24 protein-coding genes, 1 pseudogene and 1 riboswitch are annotated in these 19,252 nt (G+C 45.8%); of the genes and pseudogenes, 20 read left to right on the top strand and 5 right to left on the bottom strand.

Annotated features, from left to right (window positions below; genetic code table 11):
- Positions 1–130 precede the first annotated feature (130 nt).
- Together ACRRQV_RS08925 and ACRRQV_RS08920 are read left to right on the top strand one after the other, a co-directional pair.
- The gene (locus ACRRQV_RS08925) at positions 131–1,072 is read left to right on the top strand and encodes a carbohydrate kinase family protein (protein ID WP_432529884.1); all 942 of its coding nucleotides are present in this window, start codon (positions 131–133) and stop codon (positions 1,070–1,072) included.
- Positions 1,073–1,283: 211 nt separating this feature from the next.
- A complete protein-coding gene (locus ACRRQV_RS08920) occupies positions 1,284–1,745 on the top strand; it encodes an OsmC family protein (RefSeq protein ID WP_432529882.1) in 462 nt (153 codons plus the stop codon).
- 91 nt (positions 1,746–1,836) lie between these two features.
- Here ACRRQV_RS08920 and ACRRQV_RS08915 read toward each other — a convergent pair whose 3' ends face one another.
- Positions 1,837–2,514: an oxidoreductase gene (locus tag ACRRQV_RS08915; RefSeq protein ID WP_432529880.1), complete on the bottom strand. Its 678-nt coding sequence runs from the start codon at positions 2,512–2,514 to the stop codon at positions 1,837–1,839.
- 132 nt (positions 2,515–2,646) lie between these two features.
- Between ACRRQV_RS08915 and ACRRQV_RS08910 the strand changes: the two genes are divergently transcribed.
- The 5 genes from ACRRQV_RS08910 to ACRRQV_RS08890 all read left to right on the top strand — a co-directional run bounded on the left by ACRRQV_RS08910 (position 2,647) and on the right by ACRRQV_RS08890 (position 6,671).
- Entirely contained in the window at positions 2,647–3,327 is a 681-nt protein-coding gene (locus tag ACRRQV_RS08910; protein ID WP_432529878.1) for a TrkA C-terminal domain-containing protein, read from the top strand.
- 73 nt (positions 3,328–3,400) lie between these two features.
- Positions 3,401–5,509 carry a DNA topoisomerase 3 gene (locus ACRRQV_RS08905; RefSeq protein ID WP_432529876.1) on the top strand — a complete coding sequence of 703 codons (2,109 nt, stop codon included), beginning with the start codon at positions 3,401–3,403 and terminating at the stop codon, positions 5,507–5,509.
- Between the two features lie 90 nt (positions 5,510–5,599).
- A complete protein-coding gene (locus ACRRQV_RS08900; protein WP_432529874.1) occupies positions 5,600–5,806 on the top strand; it encodes a heavy-metal-associated domain-containing protein in 207 nt (68 codons plus the stop codon).
- Positions 5,807–6,049: 243 nt separating this feature from the next.
- Complete coding sequence (locus ACRRQV_RS08895; RefSeq protein ID WP_432529872.1) at positions 6,050–6,256, top strand: hypothetical protein; 207 nt, start codon at positions 6,050–6,052, stop codon at positions 6,254–6,256.
- A 40-nt stretch (positions 6,257–6,296) separates the two neighbouring features.
- Positions 6,297–6,671 carry a DUF1259 domain-containing protein gene (locus ACRRQV_RS08890; protein WP_432529870.1) on the top strand — a complete coding sequence of 125 codons (375 nt, stop codon included), beginning with the start codon at positions 6,297–6,299 and terminating at the stop codon, positions 6,669–6,671.
- 31 nt (positions 6,672–6,702) lie between these two features.
- Here the strand turns inward: ACRRQV_RS08890 and ACRRQV_RS08885 are convergent, their stop codons facing one another.
- Both ACRRQV_RS08885 and ACRRQV_RS08880 read right to left on the bottom strand, forming a co-directional pair.
- Positions 6,703–7,398, bottom strand: coding sequence for a Na-translocating system protein MpsC family protein (locus ACRRQV_RS08885; protein ID WP_432529868.1), 696 nt, complete (start codon positions 7,396–7,398; stop codon positions 6,703–6,705).
- A gap of 255 nt (positions 7,399–7,653) precedes the next feature.
- Entirely contained in the window at positions 7,654–8,250 is a 597-nt protein-coding gene (locus tag ACRRQV_RS08880) for a DUF2294 domain-containing protein (RefSeq protein ID WP_432529866.1), read from the bottom strand.
- Positions 8,251–8,459: 209 nt separating this feature from the next.
- Between ACRRQV_RS08880 and ACRRQV_RS08875 the strand changes: the two genes are divergently transcribed.
- Both ACRRQV_RS08875 and ACRRQV_RS08870 read left to right on the top strand, forming a co-directional pair.
- Positions 8,460–8,972: a DUF2243 domain-containing protein gene (locus ACRRQV_RS08875; protein ID WP_432529864.1), complete on the top strand. Its 513-nt coding sequence runs from the start codon at positions 8,460–8,462 to the stop codon at positions 8,970–8,972.
- 7 nt (positions 8,973–8,979) lie between these two features.
- The gene (locus tag ACRRQV_RS08870) at positions 8,980–9,783 is read left to right on the top strand and encodes a cytochrome c oxidase assembly protein (protein ID WP_432529862.1); all 804 of its coding nucleotides are present in this window, start codon (positions 8,980–8,982) and stop codon (positions 9,781–9,783) included.
- A gap of 19 nt (positions 9,784–9,802) precedes the next feature.
- Here ACRRQV_RS08870 and ACRRQV_RS08865 read toward each other — a convergent pair whose 3' ends face one another.
- Entirely contained in the window at positions 9,803–10,384 is a 582-nt protein-coding gene (locus ACRRQV_RS08865) for a protein-L-isoaspartate(D-aspartate) O-methyltransferase (RefSeq protein WP_432529860.1), read from the bottom strand.
- Between the two features lie 216 nt (positions 10,385–10,600).
- On the opposite strand from ACRRQV_RS08865, the gene msrA reads away from it, so the two are divergent.
- The 10 genes from msrA to ACRRQV_RS08815 all read left to right on the top strand — a co-directional run bounded on the left by msrA (position 10,601) and on the right by ACRRQV_RS08815 (position 17,651).
- Positions 10,601–11,281: a peptide-methionine (S)-S-oxide reductase MsrA gene (gene msrA, locus ACRRQV_RS08860; RefSeq protein ID WP_432529857.1), complete on the top strand. Its 681-nt coding sequence runs from the start codon at positions 10,601–10,603 to the stop codon at positions 11,279–11,281.
- 97 nt (positions 11,282–11,378) lie between these two features.
- Positions 11,379–12,074: an MgtC/SapB family protein gene (locus ACRRQV_RS08855; protein WP_432529855.1), complete on the top strand. Its 696-nt coding sequence runs from the start codon at positions 11,379–11,381 to the stop codon at positions 12,072–12,074.
- 163 nt (positions 12,075–12,237) lie between these two features.
- Positions 12,238–12,627 carry a GntR family transcriptional regulator gene (locus ACRRQV_RS08850; protein WP_432529853.1) on the top strand — a complete coding sequence of 130 codons (390 nt, stop codon included), beginning with the start codon at positions 12,238–12,240 and terminating at the stop codon, positions 12,625–12,627.
- Complete coding sequence (locus ACRRQV_RS08845) at positions 12,624–13,724, top strand: DUF1648 domain-containing protein (RefSeq protein WP_432529851.1); 1,101 nt, start codon at positions 12,624–12,626, stop codon at positions 13,722–13,724. Before ACRRQV_RS08850 ends, ACRRQV_RS08845 begins: the two co-directional genes overlap by 4 nt.
- Positions 13,725–13,737: 13 nt before the next feature.
- Entirely contained in the window at positions 13,738–13,932 is a 195-nt protein-coding gene (locus ACRRQV_RS08840) for a PLD nuclease N-terminal domain-containing protein (protein WP_432529849.1), read from the top strand.
- A complete protein-coding gene (locus tag ACRRQV_RS08835; protein WP_432529847.1) occupies positions 13,929–14,810 on the top strand; it encodes an ATP-binding cassette domain-containing protein in 882 nt (293 codons plus the stop codon). Before ACRRQV_RS08840 ends, ACRRQV_RS08835 begins: the two co-directional genes overlap by 4 nt.
- Complete coding sequence (locus ACRRQV_RS08830) at positions 14,807–15,592, top strand: ABC transporter permease (RefSeq protein WP_432529845.1); 786 nt, start codon at positions 14,807–14,809, stop codon at positions 15,590–15,592. Before ACRRQV_RS08835 ends, ACRRQV_RS08830 begins: the two co-directional genes overlap by 4 nt.
- A gap of 226 nt (positions 15,593–15,818) precedes the next feature.
- On the top strand, positions 15,819–16,643 hold the full coding sequence (locus ACRRQV_RS08825) for a metallophosphoesterase (protein WP_432529843.1): 825 nt from the start codon (positions 15,819–15,821) through the stop codon (positions 16,641–16,643).
- A gap of 13 nt (positions 16,644–16,656) precedes the next feature.
- Positions 16,657–17,124: an NUDIX hydrolase gene (locus tag ACRRQV_RS08820; RefSeq protein ID WP_432529841.1), complete on the top strand. Its 468-nt coding sequence runs from the start codon at positions 16,657–16,659 to the stop codon at positions 17,122–17,124.
- A gap of 29 nt (positions 17,125–17,153) precedes the next feature.
- Positions 17,154–17,651 (top strand): GNAT family N-acetyltransferase, encoded by a 498-nt coding sequence (locus ACRRQV_RS08815; RefSeq protein WP_432529839.1) that lies wholly within the window; start codon positions 17,154–17,156, stop codon positions 17,649–17,651.
- A gap of 266 nt (positions 17,652–17,917) precedes the next feature.
- Here the strand turns inward: ACRRQV_RS08815 and ACRRQV_RS08810 are convergent.
- Positions 17,918–18,261 (bottom strand): annotated as a pseudogene (locus ACRRQV_RS08810) (linear amide C-N hydrolase); the annotation flags it as partial.
- Between the two features lie 72 nt (positions 18,262–18,333).
- Positions 18,334–18,480, top strand: a riboswitch (cyclic di-AMP (ydaO/yuaA leader).
- An 88-nt stretch (positions 18,481–18,568) separates the two neighbouring features.
- Here ACRRQV_RS08810 and ACRRQV_RS08805 point away from each other — a divergent pair.
- Positions 18,569–19,225, top strand: coding sequence for a potassium channel family protein (locus ACRRQV_RS08805; RefSeq protein ID WP_432529837.1), 657 nt, complete (start codon positions 18,569–18,571; stop codon positions 19,223–19,225).
- Positions 19,226–19,252 lie beyond the last annotated feature (27 nt).

Below are 19,252 nucleotides of genomic sequence, written 5' to 3'. Positions count from 1 at the left end.
GCCCCATTCATCTTGGAGCGGCTTTTTGTGATAAAATCGAAACAAACCAAGGGGAAAATGGTTTGGGAATGTGTTCATTGACCGCAAAACAGGCGAGTTTGAGGTTTGTAAAAGAGCGGAGGCAAGAATGATGAAGAACTCAAAGTATGTCCTGACATATGGGGATGCTTTTGTCGATTATATAGCAAACGACCGTAACAACGATGCGTTTACGCGCCACCTTGGAGGCGCGACGGTAAATGTGGCAGCAGGCGTCAGCCGCCTCGGCATACCATCCGCTTTTATCACTGTTACAGGCGATGACGAAACGTCGGCCTTTGTCCGTGGAGAACTGGAAAAAGAAGGCGTGATCTTGGATCCCGCCATCATTGTGCCGGAAAAGCGAGTGAGCGGGGTGTTCATTCATTTAACGCCGGAATTTGACCGGATTTTTGCTCAATATGTCAATGAAACACCGGATCTGCAAGTGACTGAAGACGATTTGGATCCTGGAATCTTTGGAAAAGCCAGCGTTTTTCACATTTGTTCTGGCACGATGTTTCATCCGGAAGCGTTGAAAACAACGGAAAAAGCAGTTAAACTAGCAAAAGCGCACGGGGTGATTTGCTCGTTTGACGCAAATATTCGTCCGCTCCGCTGGGACAGCGAGCAGCGGAGCAGAGAGACGGCCTGCAAATTTTTGCGGACGGCCGATGTCTTGAAAGTCACAACGGACGAGCTATCCTTTTTAATGGAGACGGAGTCAATGGAAGACGGCATCAACCGGCTCTCCAAATTCAACATTCCGCTTGTTTTCTTGACGGATGGCGAAAACGGGACGCATGCTTTGTTTGAAGGCGAAGCGTTCCACGTGCCGGTCATACCGGTGAAGCCGGTTGATACGACTGGAGCAGGAGATGCATTTGTCGCAGGGACCATTCGCTATATCCATTTGAATGGCATGCCAAAAACGAAGCAGCAAGTGATTGAATGTGCATCTTTCTCAAACAAGCTCGGAGCGCTTTGCGCAACCAAACCAGGAGCACTGACCGCGATGCCGCGTTTGGAAGAACTGGACGGCTTGTCTTCATGAATTTTTACCTATAATTTGGAATTATAGAATCATCTCTTTAAAACAGCTTCTGTCGCTTTAGGCAGAGCTCTACTCGATTTATGTTAACGAGTAGTACTCCTGTGCTGTTCGGCCAATACTTGCCTGTAGAATATCCACAATCTAATGTATTAAGTACAACTTATACAACCTAATATTATTGCCTAATAAAACGGGCGAAGGAGCGATAAAATTGGCAAAACATAGTTTTCATTTAACAGCGGACTGGCCAGGCCTCCGCAATGACATAGGCAACATTGAAGCGGGAAATTTAAAAACCCAAATCTCCATCCCTCTTGAAATGGACGGGCCGGGAGTCGGAACAAATCCGGATGAAATGCTGCTCGGCGCAGCGGCGACTTGCTACATCATTACGCTTGCGGCGATGATGGAGCGAAGCAAACTTGTTAAAGAATCATTGACGATGGAATCAGAAGGCATTGTGGATGTCACAAATGGCGTCATCACGTACGAGCGCATTATCCATAAACCACGTGTTGTCTTAAAAGCAGATGCGTCGGAAAAAGATTTTTCATTGGCACAAAAACTGGCTGAAAAAGCGGAGTCTTCCTGCATGATCAGCCGGGCGATTAAAGGCAATGTGGAAATCGAACTGCAAGCGGAGATCGTGGCGGCCGAAGTAGCCAATCATTGAGGCCCTTCACCCGATAGCTGCAGGCTGTAGCTTTTAACTCAATTACTTAATTACACAAAAAGAAGGCATCGGTTTTCGATGCCTTCTTTTCTTATTGTACGGTGCGGCTGATTTTTTGGATTTCGGCAGACGGGTAAAAAGTGGTGCCGGTGCGATTGGTTTGCGCTGCGTAAAGCATGGCGAATGCCACTTTCTTGGCGCTTACCGGCTCGTATTTTTTCATGCGGCCAACAAGCAGCGCGCTAAAGAGCGGGCTTAACACCGTTGCCGCTTTTTCGCCGAAGCGGAATTCCTGGCGGTTGCCGAGCAACAAGGATGGCTGAAAAATAGCGAGTGCCGGCAAGTCCATCTGTTTTAACGCTACTTCAACTTCTCCTTTTGTCCGGCTGTAAAACACTTTCGATTTGGCGTCTGCACCAAGTGCCGTAATGATGAGGAAATGGCGAACTCCTTGAGCTTTTGCCAATTTCGCCATTCGGACAGGGTATTCATAATCCACTTTACGGAACGCTTTTTGGGAACCCGCCTGTTTGATGGTCGTACCGAGGCAGCAAAAGATATCCTGAACTTTAAAGTGGCTCGTGTAGTTTTCCAATTTTTCGTAATCGACGATTACTTGCTCCAATTTCGGGTGCTGAATATCCAATGGTTTTCGAACCAAAATCGTTACATGTTCATAAACAGAACTATCGAGCAGTAATTGCAATAATTCGTTTCCAACTAGTCCGCTGGCTCCTGCAAGCAAGGCGGACCTGTTTCTTGTTGTCATAGGTTTCTCTCCATTCTTTTCACTGGAACCGTTTGTATTTTTTCATTATACTATGGAGTATTTCTTTTACAGAGGATTTCAAACTTCTAATGAAGGGAATATTTCTTGAAGAAGCAAGAACGGAGGAAGAATATGACGGAAATCGAGTTCATTCTCGTTTATTTGGCTATTATGGCATTGGTGATTGAAATTGCTGCAATGCTTTTTGTTGCGACCGGTTTAAAAATACAAATAGCGCGCTATCAAGTGATTTCCATGTTGACTGCAACAGGGTTTACAACAGATGAAGCGACATTGATCATTGATCATCCGATCCGCAGAAAGATCAGTGCTGCTGTGATCCTATTCGGCTATTTCTCATTGGCGGTGATGATTTCTTCCATAGCTTCTCTTTTGTCTAACGACTTGCGGCTCAATTGGCTATTCGCTGTAGCGGGAGTGCTTTTTGTTGTCATACTCATTTTAAAAAACAAATGGGTCAAAAAAATTTTAACGAATAAATTAGAGCGCGAAATGGATGAAGAATACGATCTTGAAGATTGGCCGCTTAAAACGGCTCTATCTTTGGAAGAAAATGATATGGTGGCTCTTATCGATATTAAGGAAGAATCCACTTATGTAGGGCAGCCGTCCCAAAAACTGATTATGGAAGATTCGGATCTTCATTTGCTGTTCATTCGAAGAGGAGGCGTAATTTTACGGAAATCCTTATTTGAAGTGGAACTGCAAGCAGGCGACCAAGTAATGATTTTCGGTGAAAAATCTCATATTGAGAAAGATTTCGCCGATATGTTGTCTGATGATGAAAAATAACTAATTAAGTTTTATCTTTCTTTTCCTGAAAGAGTACAATATAGGAAAGGAATTGCGCGAAAGGACGGACCATATGAAACCAGTAATCGTGGCAGAAAAACCGAGCCAGGCAAAAGCATATGCTGAAGCGTTTAAAACGACAAAGCGTGATGGTTATATAGAAGTGGCGCCGAACCCAATTTTTCCGGAAGGTGCGTACATCACCTGGGGAATCGGACACCTTGTAGAGTTAAAAGAGCCGAAAGCCTATGACCCGAAATGGAGCAAATGGTCGCTTGCGGCTTTGCCGATCTTGCCGGAAACCTACCAGTTTCAAGTGGCAAAAGGCAAATTCCAGCAGTTTAGCGTCATCAAGAAATTGATTCAGCAAACCGACACCGTCATTAATGCATGCGATGTAGACCGTGAGGGATCGAATATTTTTTACAGCATTTATTACCAAACCGGCGCAAAAAATAAAAAAATCCAGCGCCTTTGGATCAACTCGCTTGAAGTGGACGAAGTGCGCAAAGGATTCCAAGAGCTGCGCGACAACCGGCAAGATCTCTTATTATACGAAGAAGCGAAAGCGCGCCAAATCAGCGACTGGCTGGTTGGGATGAACGGTTCGCGCTTGTATTCGCTATTGCTTCAGGCGAAAGGCATTCGGGAAGTGTTCGCCATCGGCCGCGTGCAGACGCCGACCGTCTTTTTGATATACCAGCGGGAAAAAGAAATTGAAGCGTTTGTGCCGGAGCCTTTTTATGAAATTGAAGGGGTCTTCGACGCGGAAAAAGGCCGCTACAAAGGAAAAGCGAAAATAAAAGCAAAAGAACGAAAAGAAACGGAAGAACTGCTCGCAAAACACAGCATTTCCGGCAAAGCGGACGGGGTCGTCGCTTCCGTGAAAACGACTGAAAAGCGGACGCCGCCTCCGCAGTTGCATTCGCTGTCCACACTGCAGGCCACCGCCAACCGCAAATGGAAATACAGCCCGTCAAAAGTGCTGTCGGTTATGCAGGGCTTGTACGAGAAAAAGCTCGTCAGCTATCCGCGGACGGACGCCCAGCACATTACCACAAGCGAATTCGCTTATTTGGCCAATCAAGTCGAAGCATATCAGCAATTGATTGGAGCGACTTTTCCAATCGCGTCAAAAGCGCCGAAAAAACGCTTTGTCGATAACGCCAAAGTTCAGGAGCATTACGCCATCATCCCGACAAAAACGCTGCCTACGGCGAGAAAGCTGGAAGGCTTGGCGGCTGATGAACGAAATTTATACGAAGAAGTGCTGCGGACAACGCTCGCTATGTTCCATAAAGATTACCGCTACGCGGAAACAAAAGTGACTACCATCGTAAACGGTTTGGACTTTTTCACAACGGGCAAAACGGAGCTTGAACAAGGCTGGAAAGAACTGTTTCCGGTGGCCCGCGATTCGAAGCAGGAGCCCCCGCTGCCAGAGCTTCGGGAACAGGAACCGGTAATGGGCAGCATTGCCATTAAAGAAGGCATGACGACCCCGCCAAAGCCGTATACGGAAGGTCAATTGATCGCCATGATGAAAACGTGCGGAAAGTTTGTCGAAGATGTGGAAGATACCGAAATCCTGAAGGAAATCGAAGGGCTCGGAACAGAAGCGACGCGGAGCGGCATCATCGAAACAATCAAACGCCATGAATACATCAAGGTCACGAAAAACATCGTCTCGATCACCGATAAAGGCAGGATTTTATGTCAGGCAATCGAAGGGAATTTATTGTCCAGTCCGTCGATGACGGCAAAATGGGAGACGTACTTGAAAAAAATCGGCAACGGGGAAGGCTCCTCGGAAGTGTTCTTGACAACCATCGGCAAGTTTATCCAGAAACTCTTGGACGATGTGCCGGCCCAAATGCAGAAAAACGGCTTGCCCGAACAGCTGGACATGTCTGTTGGGAAAGACGAAATTGCGCTATGCCCAAGATGCAAAAAAGGCAAAATCATCTCAAGCAAAGCGTCTTATAATTGCACCGAATACGCCAATGGCTGCAAGCAGTCGTTCCCAACGGTTTTTTTGAAGAAACGCTTAACGGCCAAACAAATTGAGTATTTATGCACGAAAGGAAAAACGCCGGTCATCAAAGGCTTTGTCTCAAAAAATGGCAAGAAATTCAACGCCAAACTGGTTCTGGAAGAAGGCCGCTTGAAGATGGAATTTTAAAGGACTGTATCCTTGAGTTAATTTAACTTTTAATTCTTCCGGCTTCGGGGTATGAATAGAGAAACCGATAGTTTGGAAGGGTGATTAGCTATGGAAACAATGACCATTCACGTAAGAGAAGCGACAGAAGAAAAGCCGATTCAGTCGCTGGAGGCTTTTTTGTTGGAAATGAACGAAGTGGAGCGGGCGCTTGTAGATATTGGAGAAGGCGAAGTGGCCATTACGTATGATGCGGACCAAATTTCTGGAGACCAGCTGACCAAAAGAATTCAGCTGGAAGGCTATCACGTGTTATAATTTTTTAGGGTGAAATTACTTTACTTAGATTTACGAAGGAAGTATACTTGAAACTGCTTAGAAAACAATAGTGTTTCTAATATGAAAAAACGTTAACTTTACCACATGAATTATTGCGTCAGGCAATAACTAATTTTATAATTTGGTTCAATGTTGCGGACGATAGTGCCGCTAATAAAGCCGAAAAGACCATTCCTTTCGAGGAAGATCTTTTCGGCTTTTTTTTATTTTCAGAAAAAGGAAGTGCGAAGCAAGTTGCAATTTTTCATCGACCATAAGAAGAAAAAGATCCATCAAAGACAATACGCCGGGGACCGCTGCGGTTTTGTCGAAACACCGGTGGACAGAAGAGAATTTACCAATTCAGTTGCGTATATCGAACGGCTGGAAATGCACAGTGAGTATTTGGTCTGCCCATATTGCCGTTCACTTCAGGTTCTTACCGACTGAAGTGTGTATTGAGGCAAGAAGAAACGGAGGCATCGGCCAAATGGAAAACTTGGAAACTGTGGCAGAAAAAGTAGGCATGCTGTTGGATTCAGAAATAGAAGTGCTAGCCGAAAAGTGCATCGTGAAAAAGAAACGGGCAATCAAAAGCTCTGTATTGGACTTGGATATTTCGTTTGAACGGTTTCGACATACGGGCTTTGCATTAAACAAAGCGGAAATTTTTTTGCTTCCTGAAGAATGCCCAGTGTTCACGCTTGCGCTGATTCAAAAAGACATTCCATTGCCGAGCAGTTATAAGCAGCGGCAAGTGGCAAATCCCAATATCATCACCCTGTACTTGGAAGCAGTCGAGCCGCCTGAGCTGTTTGCCAGCCGGCTGGCAAAAGCATTCCGGGCCATCAACCAATTAAAATGAAAAAAGCTCACCCGTCTAGGTGAGCTTTTTGCTATTTCTTTGGTTCCAAGATGAAGACGGTGAAAGCTTTATCGGTTTCAAAATTCCACTCGACGAATGTATCCACTATGTTTCTTTTTAAAACGGTTTCCAACTGGACTTCTGCCAATACTTTGCGCTCCAGCGGCCGTTTAGCGATTTTCAATTCTTCAGCAAAACCGTTTTTAATCAATTCTTTTTCAATCGCCACTAAAATTTCGACGCGCTGCACCAGAACCGTGCGGTCATTCAACCAGTAAATTTCTGTCGCACCAGGTACCTTTTGTGCTTTTACACTGGCGTAGATCAGCTCTTTCCGAAGTGCCTCTTCATCGACCTCGCTTGGCCCTTTGAATTTGCTTTCATCCGCCTCCTCATTTAATAGGGCAATAATTATGCCTGATTTTTCTTCCAAATGCCAGTCGGCGTACATTTCTTTCACATCAAATTCGCCAATTTTCCAAAGCGCAAGCTTGATTTCCGGCATAACGCCCGTCATCAATAAATCCCGGATTTTCAGTACACGATTCGGCTCATTTTGTTTGAGGAGAATATTTTCAGTTGGGGTTAAAAAACCGCGAAGGTGAATAGCGATAAATGGCCGAGAAATAGCCACATACACTGATGTCGGGCCTTTTCCAAAGGTATCTCTCATTAAAGTGGAAATAAAAGATCCGATTTCAGATTGAGTCGTTTTTTCTTTAGCCATATACGCTCTCTCCTTTATTGCGCAAAAAACTCTTGCATCATAGTTGCATTTATTATACGGGAGAGCCGACGAGATAGAAAGAATAATTCATTATTCCAATTGCAAAAAGCCCGCCAAGAAGACAAGCTTTTTCAAAAGGCTATTTTACTTGTTTTCCTTTTTCCGAGGTTCAAGCTGCAGGACCATATATGCTTTGTCATCTTGAAAGTTCCAGTCGACGAAAATTTCTAAGATTTCTCGTTTTAATATCGCGGTTCAAGCTGAGTTCCGCACGAACTTGTATTCCAGCGGCCGTTTGGCCAATTTCAATTCTTCTACAAATCCTATTTTGATGAGCTCTTTTTCAATTTGCACCAATATGCCGGTGCGTTCTATTAGGACAGAACGGTCATTTAGCCAATGGATGTCTGTAGGAACCGGTTCTTTTTGGACTTCGATACTTTTTTTGATGATTTCTGCTATAAATGCGTCTTGGTCCACTTCTTCCGGCCATTCGACAGGAGATATATTTGCCTTATCGTCAAGGGTAGCAATGAGGACACCGGATTCTTTGTCGAAATTCCAATCAGCATAGATTTCTTTTACGTCAAGTTCTGCTAGTTTCCAAATGCCGATTTTGATTTCACTGACGAATTCTACCATCAGTAAATCTCGGATTTTAGAAACTAGCTGCGACTGATTTTGTTTTAAGAGAATTTTTTCAGCTGGAGTGAGGCAGCCGCGAAGGTAGATGGAGATAAAATTGGGTGTGATGCTCACGAAAACTGAAGATGGACCTTTGCCGAAATTTTCGCGCATTAAATTGGCAATATATCCGCCAATATCAGATTGAACCGTTTTTTCTTTAGGCATATGCTTGTGTCTCCTAGTTCAAGGAAGAAAGCGTAATCTCCGAGTTGCTTAAGCATACAGCCGGTAGCAGGTAATTGATACCAAACACTCTCACAAAGTCCAGGTTTCGGTAGAAAGAAAAAAGGGTATTTTTTACTATGAATTTTAAAGAAGAAGGAATTCCCTGTTGGATTAGGGAAAAAGTAATGGAAAATAAGGTGGGAAAGGAGATGCCTATGGCTACTCTCAATAACAATTCCATTGATCATGCTACGGCCAAGAATCGGCTTGTGTATTTGTCTTTTAATATGTGGTCAGGGTTTTTGTTCGGAATCGGATTTGCGGCATTTATTGATGAAGCGGTATTTCATCAACTGTTGAATTGGCATCATTTTTATGACAAATCCACAACGGCAGTCGGCCTCGTTTCTGATGGCATCTTTCATGCATTTAGCTGGTTTGCCACTGTGGCTTCTCTTTTCATGTATGCCAACCTTCGGCGCAGAAAAGCGCTTTGGCCAAAACGATGGGCAGGAGGCGCCTTATTTGGTGCAGGGGCTTTTCAGTTATATGACGGCACCATTCAGCATAAGCTGATGGGCTTGCACCAAATCCGCTACGGCGTTGATCTTTTTCTATACGATTTGGTTTGGAACGCGATTGCTGTGATTTTAGTGCTCATCGGCATCTGGCTTCTTTTGCAGACCCGCCGCGCAACGAAAAAAACCAAGGCAGAGCGGTGAGGCGGATATGGGCCATCATGGATACGCACAGCTGACACTGGAGCCAATATTTGGTTTCGCTCTTGCCCTAGCAATTTTTCTGTATATAGGTGCTGTCTTTTTCTCCAATAAGCGGCATAGCCCGTGGCCGGTGCAACGGACGGTTCTTTGGGTGCTTGGCGTTTTTTGTGCCGGCATTGCATTGGTCGGTCCGGTGGCAAACGCGGCTCACGGAAATTTCGTCTACCATACGATTGGGCATTTGCTGTTGGGCATGCTTGCTCCGCTCTTGCTGGTGCTTGCAGCTCCCGTGTCGCTCTTGCTGCGCACGCTGCCGGTCTATCAGGCAAGACAGCTGACGCGTATTTTGAGAAGCGGACCTGTTAGGCTGCTCAGCCATCCGATAACAGCGGCCTTGCTGAATATCGGCGGCCTTTATATTTTGTATCGAACGCCTTTGTATATGAGCATGCAGCATCATATGTGGCTGCATGTTCTCGTCCACCTGCACGTATTTTTGGCCGGTTTTTTGTTTACAGCTTCCATCATTTACATCGATCCCGTGGCGCACCGGTTGAGTTTTTTGTACCGGTCCGCCGTTTTGATTGCAGCATTGGCAGCTCATGGCATTCTCTCAAAATCGCTTTACGCTTTTCCTCCGGCAGGAATCGCCAAAAACGAAGCGGAGTTGGGCGGCATGCTGATGTATTATGGCGGCGATTTGGTCGATGTAGTGCTCATCGCCATTTTGTGCTATCAATGGTACAAAGCAACGCGCCGGCCGCCACAACCACTATCCTCATCTAAAAAAGGCGAAGCCCCAATCGGTTGAAATGGGGCTTCGCCTTTTGTTAATCGTATTTTCCTTTTAACCGGACAAAGACGACGTGGTTTAAAACCGTGGTGGAAAAAACGCCGGTTTCACTTTTTTCGATCAACAGCAATTCCTGCATCATCGGCCCACCGACCGGAATGATTATTTTGCCGCCGGCATTCAGCTGGTCGATCAGTTCTTTTGGAACTTCACTGGCGGCTGCCGTCACCATGATCCGGTCGTAAGGCGCGTATTCTTCCCAGCCAAGGCTGCCATCGTCCAGTTTAAAATGGATATTGTCGTATCCTGCTTTCGCGAGCCGTTCCTTTGCGCGGGTGTGCAGCGGCTCAATCCGTTCCACCGTGTAAACCGATTCCGAGAAAGCGGCCAATAAAGCCGTTTGAAAACCGGAACCCGTACCAATTTCCAGTACTTTCGAATCGGGAAGCAAGTCCAGCGCCAACGTCATTTCCAAGACAAGCGAAGGCTGGGAAATCGTTTGGTCATGGCCAATGGGAAGCGCTTGGTCAAGTCCTGCCAATTCTTTATTGGAGTCCATAAAAAAGCTTCGGTCCAAGTCGTTGAAATAAGCGATGATTTCCTTTTTTCGGCGATTCATGGCAAGCATCTCACTTTCTTTAAAGGATCAAGCGAAAATCACTGAGCCAGTCAGCTGAGAGTGGGACCAGTTTGTTGCTCTTAGTTTAATGGAAAAAGGAAAACATTGCATTGTTAAAATTTGAACTTGCCGCCGGATAACAGGCCTAGCTTTTTCACTTTTTAGCCGTTCCTCGTATAATGAACTCAAGAAAGCTTAGCGAAACTGAGAGGAAGGATGCGCGTGGACAAAACACAATGGACGATTCAAGCACTTGAAAACGAATTGGCCGCTGACTCATGGGAAACGGCAACTTTTGGCATGGGCTGTTTTTGGGGGCCGGAAGCGCATTTTGGCAGCCTGCCCGGCATCATGCGCACCCGTGTTGGTTTTGCGGGCGGCACGACAGAAAATCCAACGTACCGGCAAATGGGCGACCATACGGAAACCGTGGAAGTGGATTTTGACCCGGAGCGGCTTGCATATGCGGACATTTTGCGGATTTTTTGGCAAAACCATTATCCGAACCGGGACCAATACAAAGGCCGGCAATACATTTCCTTGCTGCGCTTTCATAGCGAACAGCAAAAAGAAACGATTGAACAGGTTAAAAAAGACATGGAAGCGGCTTTAGGAGAACCTATCGAAACGGATATCGCTGTCTTTACCGCATTTACGCCGGCAGAAGAACGCCACCAAAAATATTACTTGAAGCGCTACCCGAAAGCGCTGGAACAGTTGGAGGCGTTTTTTCCGGAACCTTCGATGCTGGTCGATTCGACATTTGCTGCGCGGTTGAACGGCTTTGTCAAAGGCTATGGGACGCGAGATGGATTAAAACAGGAAATCACCGGCTGGCCAATTAAAGACGAATACCGCCAACAGCTGATTGTGGCGCTCATGGCGATAAAATGGTAAAGAACGAATGCGCCTTTATCGAAAAAAGCTTCAGGCATAAAAGCAAACTTTCAGGGTAAATGCATAATAGCGCTGCAGAATGTCAGGAGGAACCGTGATGGATTTTATTCCAGCAGATTTTCTAGACATCATCATCCGCTTGCTGCTCGCTGCGATATTAAGCGGTTTGATCGGGATCGAAAGAGAATCCAAACAACAGCCCGCCGGCCTCCGCACGCATGTCCTCGTCGGAACCGGTTCATGCCTTATGATGATTTTATCGATTACCGGATTTGATATGTTTTTGAGCCAGGACAGTGATGTAATCCGGTTCGATCCGGGAAGAATTCCTTCTTATGTAATTAGCGGCATCGGCTTTTTAGGAGCCGGAACCATAATTGTCCAAAAAGGATCGGTAAAAGGATTGACGACCGCTGCTTCAATATGGGTAGCGGCTGGCCTTGGCTTGGTCATCGGCATCGATATGTATTTTGTCGGGATTTTGACGACGGCAATCGTACTAATCACGCTGCACTTTCTGGAAAAAGTGGAGAGAAAGTATTTGTCGATCTACAAACAAAAAACCATTGTTATCGTGGCGGAAGACCGCGAAAATGCATATGATATGATCAGCGGTTTTTTTGAAGAAAGCGAAGTGGAAGTTATCGGCTTCCAAATCGAAAACGAAGAGCTTTATAGTGAAAAAAACGCCTCCAAGTATACGTTTACGATCAATGGCGGCAACATTAAAAATGAATCTGAATTGATCAAGAAGCTGCAGAAATCAACGATCATTTATAAAGTGATTGTGTAGGCAAGAAATAAAATACTAAGCAGGCAAGCTCAAAAATTGAGCTTGCCTGCTTTTTTATAGTGTAAAACCAATTATTTAATTCTCGATTTGACTGAAAATTATTTCTGTTCTATTATGAGTATAACAAGTGTTCTAGTGATAGTAGAACAAAAGGGGTGAGCAGATGTTTATTGAAATCGAACCGGGTTCCGCCGTGCCTATTTATTTGCAGCTGGCCCAGCAGATTATGGAAGGAATTGCGAACGGCAAGTTGAAGCCGGGTACCCCTATGCCATCGGTACGGGCTTTCGCAGCCGATCTTGGCATGAACATGCATACGGTCAATAAGGCGTACCATTATTTGCAGGAAAAAAACATGATTGAAATTGTCCAGAAAAAAGGCGTTTTTATTCATCCGAACGGCTTAAGGGAAGCGACCGAACAAGAACGCAAGCGCATTGAGCAGGAACTGCGTCCGATTTTGGCGGAAGCGCTTTGCTTGAGGCTCAGCAAAGAAGAACTTATGGGTTTAACAGAAAGATTACTGAAAGACATCAAGGGGGAAGGAACATGACGGTAATGTTAATGGCGAGCATTTTAATTGTTCTGTTTGTGGTTCAAGCCTTTGTGCCGTATTGGGTGAAAAGAACGGAAGTCTTTGGCATTTACGTGCCTGAGGCTTTTATCAAAGAACCAATGCTTGTGCAGCTGAAAAAACGGTACCGGGCAGTCGTTCTGTTGACCGGCGGAGTGCTTGCGGTACTTTATGTTTCCATATTCAGCGCCGAGAGCTTTACTGAAGAAGCGGCGGTTTTATGGGGCGTTGCCGCTCAATTTGGCCTTATTGTACTGAGCATGGGCTTGTATGTTGTTAACCATTTGAAAGTGAAAAAGGAAAAAAGGCAGCAAGGATGGACGGCTGGAAAACGAGAAAAAGTCGTTGTGGATCTGCAGTTCCGGAACGAAGTGGAGATGGTGTCGGGTTCAGCTTTTCTTGTACCGCTCATTGTTACAGCGGGGCTGATTGCGTATACACTTATGGAATATGCCAACTTGCCTGCACAAATTCCCACTCATTTCGGGCCAAACGGCGAGCCGGATGCTTTTACCGGCAAAACAATTTTCTCAAGCATTTCGATGCTCATCATGTTGGGCGTCATGCAGCTGATGTTTTATTTCTTGAACCACGCTATGAAAACGAGCGGGTCGAAAATCTTAGCAAGCCAAAAGCAGCGGTCAAAAACCCGGCAATTGGTTTCCCGCAAATACGGCAGCTGGCTGCTGTTTCTGACTTCTTTGGCGGCAACTCTTTTGCTTGGCAGCATTCAATTGTCAATTATCCAGCCGGAATTCAGCAGTACGCTTTGGAATATGGCAATCACATTCGGCTTTTTAATTGTGGTGCTGGGGGCAACCGGCGTCTACACCTTTAAAGTGGCTGCTACGAATTCAGTAGAAGAGACGGAAGAAGTGGAAGCAGACGTTATCGATGCCGACAATGACCGCTATTGGAAATGGGGCATCTTTTACATCAACGCGGCCGATCCATCTGTCATGGTGGAAAAACGTTTTGGCATCGGCTGGACCATCAACTTAGGGAATCCAAGAAGCTGGCTGATCGTCGTTTTGCCGCTAGTGGTCATCTTGGCCATTGCCTTTTTAATCTCATGAAGGAGGAGAATGTATGGAATCTATGAACTTATTGCTGCTTCTTTTGCCAATCCTTCTGATTCAAGTCGGCTTGATGATTTTCACGCTCGTTGACTTGATTAAAAACCCTAATCCGAACGGGCCAAAATGGATGTGGGGCCTCATCATCGTCGTGATTAACATCATCGGGCCCATCTTATACTTGGTGATTGGGAGGCGAAACTATTGAGTTTGCTGGAAGTGTATAACCTGACGAAACGTTATGGACAAGAGGCGGCAGTGGATGATGTTTCATTTTTGCTGAATGAGCACACGGCGACGGCTTTGATCGGTCCGAACGGGGCGGGAAAAACGACGACCTTGTCGATGCTTGCCGGTATGCTGAAGCCGACAAAAGGCACGATCAATTGGCCAAAAGAAATGGGAATGGGGTTTCTCCCGCAATACCCGCAGTTCTTCCCTTGGCTAACTGCTCTTGAATTTACGGAAATGGCAGCGAAATTGAGCGGGGTTGACGCGAAAAATATACGGCTGCAGTCCACCCGAACGTTAGAGTTTGTCGGATTGGGCAATGCGCTGAATAAAAAAACAGCCGCTTTTTCAGGCGGCATGAAGCAGCGCCTCGGCCTTGCCCAAGCGATTGTCCACCAGCCAAAGCTGCTGCTTTTGGATGAGCCGGTTTCCGCGCTGGATCCGACTGGCCGGCGGGAAATCATGAATTTGCTGAAATCGCTCCAGCAAGATACGACGATTCTCTATTCCACGCATATATTGAATGATGCTGAAGAAATGACCGACCAAGTCCTCTTTATGCAAAACGGCCAACTGGTCGAACAAGGGTCCTTATCGGATGTCAAAGAACGGCATGCAGAACCGCGCATCCGTATTGCGTTCCATTCGAACGAGCTTTCAACGTTATTTATGAATCAAACTTCGTGGCAAGGGTCCGTTTCCGGCGCAACCGTTTTTTTGGCCATAACAGAAAATGGACCCACCATGCAAGAAGTGTTGGCAGCACTCGGAACGTGGGATCAAGGCGTTCTTGGCGTAGAACTCCAAACGGCGACACTGGAAGAAATCTTTTTGAAGGTGGCGAGCGGCAAATGAACCAAATGGGCGTATTGCTGAAAAAAGAGTGGCGGGAAAACATAAGAAACTACAAGATTCTCTGGCTGCCAATCGTCTTTATTTTGTTTGGCATATTAGAGCCGGTGAGCAATTATTTTATGCCGCAAATTTTGGATTCCGTAGGGAATCTGCCAGAAGGTGCGGTAATCGAGTTTCCAGAGCCGACTCCCGAACAACTGATGGCCGCCGTCATGGGGCAATATCAGCTGATCGGATTGCTTGTGCTGGTACTAGCATATGTGGGGTCGGTTGCAGGGGAGCGCAGAAGCGGCACAGCTACGTTATTGTATATCCGGCCCTTGTCGTTTTCCTCTTATTTTATAAGCAAATGGATGATGGCTAGTTTAATCGCCATTGCCAGCGTCTGGCTCGGATTTTTAGCAGCGTATTATTACACGATGCTGCTGTATTCACCGGTAGATTTCTTTAATTTTCTTCAATTCGTCAGTTCGTATAGCGTCTGGATCGTCTTGATTGTCTCGGTCGTATTAGCCGCAAGTGCAGCCTTGCCCAATACCGGGCTTGCCGCGGCGGCATCGCTTGCCCTGATCTTTATCTTGCAGATCTTCGATGGACTGGTTGGCACTTATTGGACCATTTCGCCGTTGAAAATCCCCGTATATGCAACAGGGTGGCTGACTGGCGGACCTGAACTTAGCCATTTTTGGTGGTCGATGGCGATTGCTGGCGGTTTAATCATCATGCTGGTTCTGTCAGGCATTTGGATGTCCGAGAAAAATGCATCAAAAGCAAAAGTTTAATATCTGATTTTCAAGGAAGCGGCAGCCATGGCTAACCGCTTCTTTTTTCGTTAATTCCTGTTAAAATAGAGGGAAGTTGATGAATTAACGGAAAAAACGCAGGGAAGCGGCTCGCGCATTTTAAGTGCAAGCGGCCGCAGTTAGGCATCTTTTCGAAGACCGTCACCCTAAAAGGACAACGCGTCCGTTTTGACTGCAACAATCTAATGTGAATAGAGGCCATTTTATGAAAAAAATCATTGTCCTGCTGATTCTTGTGCTGATGGCATGGGGATTTGTCTGGGTGAACAATAAATGGGTGCAGACGACAGAATACACCATCGCTTCACCGGATTTGCCGGAAGCTTTTGCAGGCAAGAAAATTGTGCAAGTCTCCGATCTACATAACGCGACTTTTGGCAAAGGCCAGTCGTTATTGATCAAAAAGGTAAAGGCGGCCAAGCCGGATGCGATTTTTTTGACCGGCGATTTGATCGACAGCAATCGCTATGATTTACAGGCAAGCCTGACGTTAGTGGATGCTTTGGTGGAAATGAGCGAAGTGTACTTCGTCATCGGCAATCACGAAGTCGCGGTAAATAAAATCGATGAAATTACCGAAGCACTGGAAGCCCGCGGCGTTAAGGTGCTGATGAATGAAAGCGTCATGTGGGAGCAAGAAGGGGAATCCCTTCAAATTGCAGGCATCAACGATCCACTGCTCGACACTTCGACGTTAGAAGACGAGTTTATCCGTGAGTCGCTTGTAGAAGCGGACATGGGCGATGCATTTACGCTGCTGCTGTCCCACCGCCCTGAAATGTTCAATGTGTATGTCGAAGAAGGCGTTGATGTGGTATTTGCGGGCCATGCCCATGGCGGCCAGATCCGCATTCCAGGAATTGGCGGGTTGATTGCTCCGGGACAGGGCTGGTTTCCGCAGATGACTGAAGGCGTTTTTCGAAAAGACAGCACCCAGCTCGTGCTCAGCCGCGGGCTTGGCAATAGCGGATTTCCCCTCCGTGTCTTTAATTTACCGGAAATTGTTGTGGTAACGTTAGAAAAAGAATAGGAAGTGCTGGCTGGTGGATACGACTTTCGAACTGGAAAACCAAGTGTTTAATTTTCGGGTAGCGGGTGTGTGGATTGAAAATGGCCACGTGCTGCTTCATAAACAAGCGGGTGATCTGCACTGGGCATTGCCGGGTGGACGTGCGCAAATGCAAGAAGAGTCAAAAGCCTGTTTGGAGCGGGAAATGAAAGAAGAACTGGACGTGGCTGTAGAAGTGGACCGCTTGCTGTGTGTGGTGGAAAATTTCTTTTCGTACGACGGTCGGAAATTCCATGAAATCGGCTTTTATTACCTGATTCACGGAACAGAAGACCAACCGTATTTTCAGACCGGCTCATTCCATGGACCAGAAGGCAAGCGTTTACTGTACCAGTGGGTTCCATTTTCCGAAGTGCCGCAAATGGCTTTGCAGCCAGAGTTTTTGCGCAAAGCGTTAAGCGAGCTGCCTGGTGAAACACAGCACGTGATTGTGTCAAACTAATTTCGAGTTAACCGATTGGAGACAAGACTATGATCAAGCGAAAAGACGTTTCTCTTCACCGTTACACCTCAAAAGTCGCGGTCAAATACGATTTGCCGTCCGATCAGCTGGAGTTCACTGGATTGCCCCAAGACATCATCAAGCGCGACGCAGAAAACCCGCTGAAACACTTGATCGTCATCAAAGCGGGCGAAGAAGTGGCTGGCTTTTTTGAACTGGATGAATCAGACGACCGGAAAAAGTATTCGAATAATCCAAAGGCGCTCTTGCTGCGGGGTTATTCCGTGAATCCGAAATTTCAGGGACGAGGCATTGCGACAGGATCGATCTATGCGCTGCCCGAATTTATCTTAAGTGAGTTTTCCAATTTCAACGAAGTGGTGCTGGGCGTTAATGCGCGGAATATTCCGGCCCAGCGCTTGTACGTCAAAGCGGGGTTCGAAGATACAGGCAGACGGATCATGCGTTCAACAGGTGAGCAAATTGTTATGTGCATGCGGGTGGGAAATTCTCCGACAAGCGGATGAACTGTTAACAAATGCTCCCGTCGTTTAATGGTGGTCAGCGTTTTTACAGGATGTTACTTTTATACTGTTGGTGAACAAAAATCAATTCATTTATATAGAAGTCAAAAATAAAAGAACCTTTGTAACGTATTGTGGCACGTTATGAAGGTTCTTTTATGGTTCTTAGCTGTTTTGAACCGATTCTGTGATCATTAGCAGAATCGGTTTTCTCTTGCCTCACATTAATTTGCTTATTATTTTGCTGGCTATTAATTAATGAATAAGTGGTCTTTCTTGTACATATCTGCGGCAGTAATTTGGCTATTGTCAAATGTGGTGAAATTGTAAATTCCTTTGTCCATATTTCAGCAAGAAGAATAAAGGGTTTATTCACATTCTCCTCCATCTACGTCAGATAAGCCTTTTTGTTGCTCTATTGATTTTAGGATTTGGAAAAATTGACCGGCGCTTTCGGACTCGTAATCATTGAGTTTGAATTTAGCTTTGTAAAAGCCGCTTTGACAAATCGAGAAGAGAAAGACAAGTCCTCAGGGAGACCAAGTCCTCAGGGAGACCAGTTCCCCATGCCGCGGCTATACACTTTCAACTCCATGCAATTTGAAAATTCATTACTTATTTAAAAACATTGACATGCTTAAAAAAGAAGCGTAGTTTTTACTTTGTTGAAAATATATATGAACCTACCTTTTAATCGCTGAATCTTAATTGAGCGGGGGAACCACATTTGATAGAAGCCATTCCTATCTGGGGTGAATCTTACTTATGTAAGAAGGGATACTCTCCATTCCTAATCCGGCAGCTAACCCCGTAAGCGTTATTGTGTAATTCGAGAGAAGGGCCAAAGGCATAGCCTAAGACCATTCTATTTGTGATGGTTTTTTTTGTTGGAGAAAAACAGCAGGAAAGAGGGGGAAGTAGTGGAAAAACAAGTTGTAATCATCGGTCTTGGCAGATTCGGAACGAGTGCCTGCAAAGAGCTGCACCGGTTGGGACATGAGATACTTGCTATTGATACAGATGAAGAAAGAGTCATGGGTGTATCGGACCATTCAACCCAAGCCCTCGTGGCGAACGGAACGGATGAGAATGTATTGAAGTCGCTCGGTGTACGGAATTTTGACCACGCCATCGTGGCCATCGGCGATAACCTTCAATCCAGTGTATTATGTACGTTGATGTTGAAGGAGATGGGCGTGACAAACGTCTGGGTAAAGGCTCGAGACTTACAGCATCAAAAAATCCTGGAACGAGTAGGAGCCGATCGGGTTATCCAACCGGAACATGAGATGGGGATCCGCATTGCCCATCATATGGATTCTGAAAAAATCATTGATTACATTGACCTGTCTGCAGAGTACAGCATTGTTGAACTGGTTGCATCGAAAAAAGTAGCGGAGAAAACCTTGAGGGAATTAGACATCCGGACGCGCTACAACTGCACCATCCTGGCCATCAAGCGCGGGGAGGACGTAAACATTGTCCCACTCCCGGAAGATGAGATCCGCCTAAAGGATGTCTTGGTAATCATTGGCCATAAAGAAGATTTGAAGCGCTTTGAAGATAAGGGGCTTTAATCGAACTTCAATATGCATTTCAGTTGT

Source organism: Planococcus sp. YIM B11945 (genome assembly GCF_050864155.1).
Taxonomy (GTDB): Bacteria; Bacillota; Bacilli; order Bacillales_A; family Planococcaceae; genus Planococcus.
This window is presented reverse-complemented; position numbering and strand designations above follow the sequence as displayed.

Coding starts and splice junctions, on each gene's coding strand:
- ACRRQV_RS08925 (WP_432529884.1), top strand. CDS start 131: ATGAAGAACTCAAAGTATGTCCTGACATATGGGGATGCTTTTGTCGAT.
- ACRRQV_RS08915 (WP_432529880.1), bottom strand. CDS start 2,514: ATGACAACAAGAAACAGGTCCGCCTTGCTTGCAGGAGCCAGCGGACTA.
- ACRRQV_RS08910 (WP_432529878.1), top strand. CDS start 2,647: ATGACGGAAATCGAGTTCATTCTCGTTTATTTGGCTATTATGGCATTG.
- ACRRQV_RS08905 (WP_432529876.1), top strand. CDS start 3,401: ATGAAACCAGTAATCGTGGCAGAAAAACCGAGCCAGGCAAAAGCATAT.
- ACRRQV_RS08900 (WP_432529874.1), top strand. CDS start 5,600: ATGGAAACAATGACCATTCACGTAAGAGAAGCGACAGAAGAAAAGCCG.
- ACRRQV_RS08890 (WP_432529870.1), top strand. CDS start 6,297: ATGGAAAACTTGGAAACTGTGGCAGAAAAAGTAGGCATGCTGTTGGAT.
- ACRRQV_RS08885 (WP_432529868.1), bottom strand. CDS start 7,398: ATGGCTAAAGAAAAAACGACTCAATCTGAAATCGGATCTTTTATTTCC.
- ACRRQV_RS08880 (WP_432529866.1), bottom strand. CDS start 8,250: ATGCCTAAAGAAAAAACGGTTCAATCTGATATTGGCGGATATATTGCC.
- ACRRQV_RS08875 (WP_432529864.1), top strand. CDS start 8,460: ATGCCTATGGCTACTCTCAATAACAATTCCATTGATCATGCTACGGCC.
- ACRRQV_RS08870 (WP_432529862.1), top strand. CDS start 8,980: ATGGGCCATCATGGATACGCACAGCTGACACTGGAGCCAATATTTGGT.
- ACRRQV_RS08865 (WP_432529860.1), bottom strand. CDS start 10,384: ATGAATCGCCGAAAAAAGGAAATCATCGCTTATTTCAACGACTTGGAC.
- msrA (WP_432529857.1), top strand. CDS start 10,601: ATGCGCGTGGACAAAACACAATGGACGATTCAAGCACTTGAAAACGAA.
- ACRRQV_RS08855 (WP_432529855.1), top strand. CDS start 11,379: ATGGATTTTATTCCAGCAGATTTTCTAGACATCATCATCCGCTTGCTG.
- ACRRQV_RS08850 (WP_432529853.1), top strand. CDS start 12,238: ATGTTTATTGAAATCGAACCGGGTTCCGCCGTGCCTATTTATTTGCAG.
- ACRRQV_RS08845 (WP_432529851.1), top strand. CDS start 12,624: ATGACGGTAATGTTAATGGCGAGCATTTTAATTGTTCTGTTTGTGGTT.
- ACRRQV_RS08840 (WP_432529849.1), top strand. CDS start 13,738: ATGGAATCTATGAACTTATTGCTGCTTCTTTTGCCAATCCTTCTGATT.
- ACRRQV_RS08830 (WP_432529845.1), top strand. CDS start 14,807: ATGAACCAAATGGGCGTATTGCTGAAAAAAGAGTGGCGGGAAAACATA.
- ACRRQV_RS08825 (WP_432529843.1), top strand. CDS start 15,819: ATGAAAAAAATCATTGTCCTGCTGATTCTTGTGCTGATGGCATGGGGA.
- ACRRQV_RS08815 (WP_432529839.1), top strand. CDS start 17,154: ATGATCAAGCGAAAAGACGTTTCTCTTCACCGTTACACCTCAAAAGTC.